Genomic DNA, 4,234 nt, shown 5'->3' with positions numbered 1-4,234 from the left:
CCTGTGGTGCGCCGACATTGGCCTCGACCTTGAACTCGCGACGCATGCGGTCGAGGCCAATGTCGGCGCACCACAGGTGGCCTATCGCGAGACGATCACCCGCAAGCACGAGCAGGACTACACGCACAAGAAGCAGACCGGCGGTACCGGTCAGTTCGCTCGCGTCAAGATCCTGTTCGAGCCGAACCCCGATAGCAGCGAGTTCGAGTTCGATACCAAGATCGTCGGCGGCGCCGTGCCGAAGTAATACATCCCTGGTGTCGAAAAGGGCATCAACAGCGTCATGACCTTGGGTCCGTTCGCGGGCTTCCCGATGATCGGCGTCAAGGCGACCCTCATCGACGGCGCTTACCACGATGTCGACTCCAGCGTTCTGGCCTTCGAAATCGCCGGCCGCGCCTGCTTCCGTGAAGCAGCACCCAAGCTTGGCGTGCAGCTGCTCGAGCCGATCATGAAGGTCGAAGTCGTGACGCCGGAAGACTATGTCGGCAGCGTCATCGGCGATCTGAACGGTCGTCGTGGCCAGATCCAGGGTCAGGAAGCACGTGGTGTCGCCGTGGTCATCAACGCGATGGTGCCGCTCGCCAACATGTTCAAGTATGTCGACAACCTGCGCTCGATGAGCCAGGGCCGTGCGGCCTACACGATGCAGTTCGATCACTACGAGCCGGTCCCGACCGCAGTGGCCCAGGAAGTCCAGAAGAAATACGCGTAAGGGTTCCTTAGCCATCGACGTCGCGTCTCTTGCGCGGTGCCGGATCTGAAGAGCGAATAACAATTTCCCCCAAGCGGGTAGAATAGACGGAGAACGATTATGGCCAAAGGTAAATTCGAGCGTAACAAGCCTCACGTGAACATCGGCACGATTGGCCACGTCGACCATGGCAAGACGTCGCTGACGGCGGCGATCACCAAGTATTTTGGCGAATACAAGCGCTACGACCAGATCGACGCTGCCCCTGAAGAGAAGGCGCGCGGCATCACGATCTCGACGGCTCACGTCGAATACGAGACGGCCAACCGCCACTACGCTCACGTCGACTGCCCCGGCCACGCCGACTATGTGAAGAACATGATCACCGGCGCCGCGCAGATGGACGGCGCGATCCTGGTCGTGTCGGCCGCCGACGGCCCGATGCCGCAGACCCGCGAGCACATCCTGCTGGCCCGTCAGGTCGGCGTGCCGTCGATCGTGGTGTTCCTGAACAAGGTCGACCAGGTCGACGACGCCGAGCTGCTCGAACTGGTCGAGCTCGAGGTTCGCGAGCTTCTGACCAAGAACGAATTCCCCGGCGACGACATTCCGATCGTCAAGGGTTCGGCTCTGGCTGCTCTCGAAGACTCGGACAAGAAGATCGGTGAAGACGCGATCCGCGAGCTGATGGCTGCGGTCGATGCCTACATCCCGACGCCGGTCCGTCCGCTCGACAAGCCGTTCCTGATGCCGATCGAAGACGTGTTCTCGATCTCGGGCCGCGGCACGGTCGTGACCGGCCGCGTCGAGCGCGGCGTGGTCAAGGTCGGCGAGGAACTCGAGATCATCGGCATCCGTCCGACGACCAAGACGACCTGCACGGGCGTGGAAATGTTCCGCAAGCTGCTCGATCAGGGCCAGGCTGGCGACAACATCGGCGCGCTGCTGCGCGGCGTTGATCGTGAAGGTGTCGAGCGCGGCCAGGTTCTGGCCAAGCCGGGCACGGTGAAGCCGCACAAGAAGTTCGTGGCCGAAGCCTACATCCTGACCAAGGACGAAGGAGGCCGTCACACGCCGTTCTTCACCAACTACCGTCCGCAGTTCTACTTCCGCACGACCGACGTGACCGGCATCGTGTCGCTGCCGGAAGGCACCGAGATGGTGATGCCGGGCGACAACATCACGGTCGATGTCGAGCTGATCGTGCCGATCGCCATGGAAGAGAAGCTGCGCTTCGCTATCCGTGAAGGCGGCCGCACCGTCGGTGCCGGCATCGTCGTCACCATCAAGGAATAACCGAGCCCGGCATTCGCCGGATCGACAAGAAAGGGCGGTCTTCGGGCCGCCCTTTTTGTTTGCCGGGCTATCGGCTGCCGCCCCGTCGGCCGAACCCTGTTGCAAGGCTCTGGACCTCGTCTAGTATAGGTTGCATCAAGGGGCTTTTTCCAAATGGTTCCAAGGCGGTATTTTCATCGTCGGGCATTGTGGCCGCTGGCTCTGACCTGGCTGATTGCGTTGCTTGCCACAGGCCCGGCAGCCTTCGCGGCGGATGCGGCGCCGGATCTTGGGCCGACGATGCGGTTCGGCATTGTCCGCAGCAACGCAGCGGGGTGCGAGCCGATCTGTCCGGAATGGATATCGGCCGAGGGCTCCATAGAAGCCGGAACTCCGGCGCTCTTCAAACGCATGCTGAAGACGCTTGGCGGGCGGAAACTGCCTGTTGTCGTGGATTCTCCCGGCGGCAATGTCGAGGCGGCGCTGACGCTTGGCCGGCTGATCCGCAAGAACAAGCTCGATATCGCCATCGGCAAGACGGTGTTTTCCAGCTGCCAGCCCGACGCGAAGGGGTGCCAGGACCGTGACGCCCGCTACTTCGGCGATGTCATCGACTATGGCGCCATGTGCAATTCCGCCTGTCCTCTGATGTTTGCCGGCGGCATCAGGCGAGTGGCTGGCGAATGGGCCTATCTCGGCGTCCATCAGATCACCACGACCTACATCCGCACGAAATTGCAATACCGGACCACCTATCGGATCGTCGGGGGCAAGAAGAAGATCCTCAACACGAAGATCGTCAGCCGCAAGAACGCCGGCAGCTACAAGACCTACGAAATGAGCAAGTCGGTGGAGAAAAAGCTGGCGGCCTACCTGGACCAGATGGGCATCGAACAAAGCATGCTCGAAACGATGAAGGGCACCCCGGCCAGCGAAATCCACCAGATCGCCCTCGATGACATGCTGGCGATGAAGCTGGTCACCAGCACGGACGCCGTGGGCCTGTTGACCGCGGCGAGCCTGTGCGAACCCGGCCGCCTGGCCACGAATTGCCGGGAAGTGCCGGGGAACAAGCCTGATGGCCTGATGGCGACCGCGGCCAGGCCTACTCCGCCAGCGATCGAACCCGAGGCGGCGCGGCGCGATGAAGACATGCGCTTCGTTGTCGTTCGCGGCACCAATCCGCTCTGCAATCCAGACTGCCCGGAATGGATCTCGGCGGAAGGCGCGATCACCCCCCAGACCCCGCAGAAGCTGCGCCAGCTGCTCGCCACGCTCGGCAAACGGCAACTGCCTGTCGTGATCAGCTCGAAGGGAGGCGATCTGTTCAGCGCCCTGGCGGCGGGACGGCTTATCCATGAAAAGAAGCTCGACGTCGCCGTTGGCCGCACCGATTTCGTCGGCTGTGACCCAGGAGCGTGGAATCGCCTGGCCAAGGAGGGCGCCTATGCCGGGCTGAGCATCGATGCGGGCGTGGAGTGCGATTCGGCCTGCGCGTTCATGCTTGCCGGCGGCATCAGGCGGCTTGTCGGTCCCCAGGCGCGACTTAGCCTCTACCCGATGGGGCAAAAGCTGATGGTCAAGGCTTACCTGGAGGAGATGGCGATCAGTTCCGCCCTGTTCGCGGCGATCGAGCGGCGCTCGGTCGAGCGCCGGCTGGAACCCGACATGATGCTGAAGGTTGGCCTGACGACGAGCCTGCAATCGGTCGACGCGCTGACCGGCGCCACCATTTGCGAGGCGGTGCCAAGACCCGAGAATTGCCGGATCCGGCCTTCCGCCAATGCCGAGGCTGACGCGCCGGCCAAATTGTAGTGGGCGACGGAGCCCGAAACTGGCCATCGAGGCAGGTTGAGCCGCTTTCGATTTTTCCGCTATCGTCGCTGCTGGCGGCTTCAGGCAAGCGGAGGATCGAGAATGGGCCAGGATATCCCGACACTCTACGAATGGGCCGGCGGCAGCGAGGCCTTGAACCGGCTCACCCAGACCTTCTATGACAAGGTGGCGCAGGACCCGATCGTCGGTCCGGTGTTCAAGACCATGTCGCCGGATCACCCCGCCCATGTCGCGGCCTTCATCGGCGAGGTTTTCGGCGGACCGAAGACCTACAGCGAGCAGTTCGGCGGCCACCGCGAGATGGTCATGCACCATCTGGGCAAGCATCTGAGCGAGGAGCAGCGCCGCCGCTGGATCAGCCTCCTGGCCGATGCCGCCGACGCGGTCGGCCTGCCTGACGATCCGGAATTCCGTTCGGCCTTCATGGGC

3 protein-coding genes and 1 pseudogene are annotated in these 4,234 nt (G+C 62.9%); all 4 read left to right on the top strand.

Features of this window, described 5'->3' with window-relative positions:
- Positions 1-715 (top strand): annotated as a pseudogene (gene fusA, locus EN991_RS25455) (elongation factor G); the annotation flags it as partial.
- A gap of 99 nt (positions 716-814) precedes the next feature.
- Positions 815-1,990: an elongation factor Tu gene (tuf, locus tag EN991_RS25450; RefSeq protein WP_013531404.1), complete on the top strand. Its 1,176-nt coding sequence runs from the start codon at positions 815-817 to the stop codon at positions 1,988-1,990.
- Between the two features lie 153 nt (positions 1,991-2,143).
- Positions 2,144-3,784 carry a hypothetical protein gene (locus EN991_RS25445; protein WP_127369798.1) on the top strand — a complete coding sequence of 547 codons (1,641 nt, stop codon included), beginning with the start codon at positions 2,144-2,146 and terminating at the stop codon, positions 3,782-3,784.
- Between the two features lie 102 nt (positions 3,785-3,886).
- Positions 3,887-4,234 (top strand): group II truncated hemoglobin (locus EN991_RS25440; RefSeq protein WP_127369797.1); only part of this gene is annotated, 348 nt, incomplete at its 3' end.

It is taken from the genome of Mesorhizobium sp. M7A.F.Ca.US.005.03.2.1 (assembly GCF_003997795.1).
Taxonomy (GTDB): domain Bacteria; phylum Pseudomonadota; class Alphaproteobacteria; order Rhizobiales; family Rhizobiaceae; genus Mesorhizobium; species Mesorhizobium ciceri.
This window is presented reverse-complemented; position numbering and strand designations above follow the sequence as displayed.

Bases quoted from the DNA above. Each gene is read 5' to 3' on its own strand.
- tuf (WP_013531404.1), top strand. From the start codon at position 815: ATGGCCAAAGGTAAATTCGAGCGTAACAAGCCTCACGTGAACATCGGC.
- EN991_RS25445 (WP_127369798.1), top strand. From the start codon at position 2,144: ATGGTTCCAAGGCGGTATTTTCATCGTCGGGCATTGTGGCCGCTGGCT.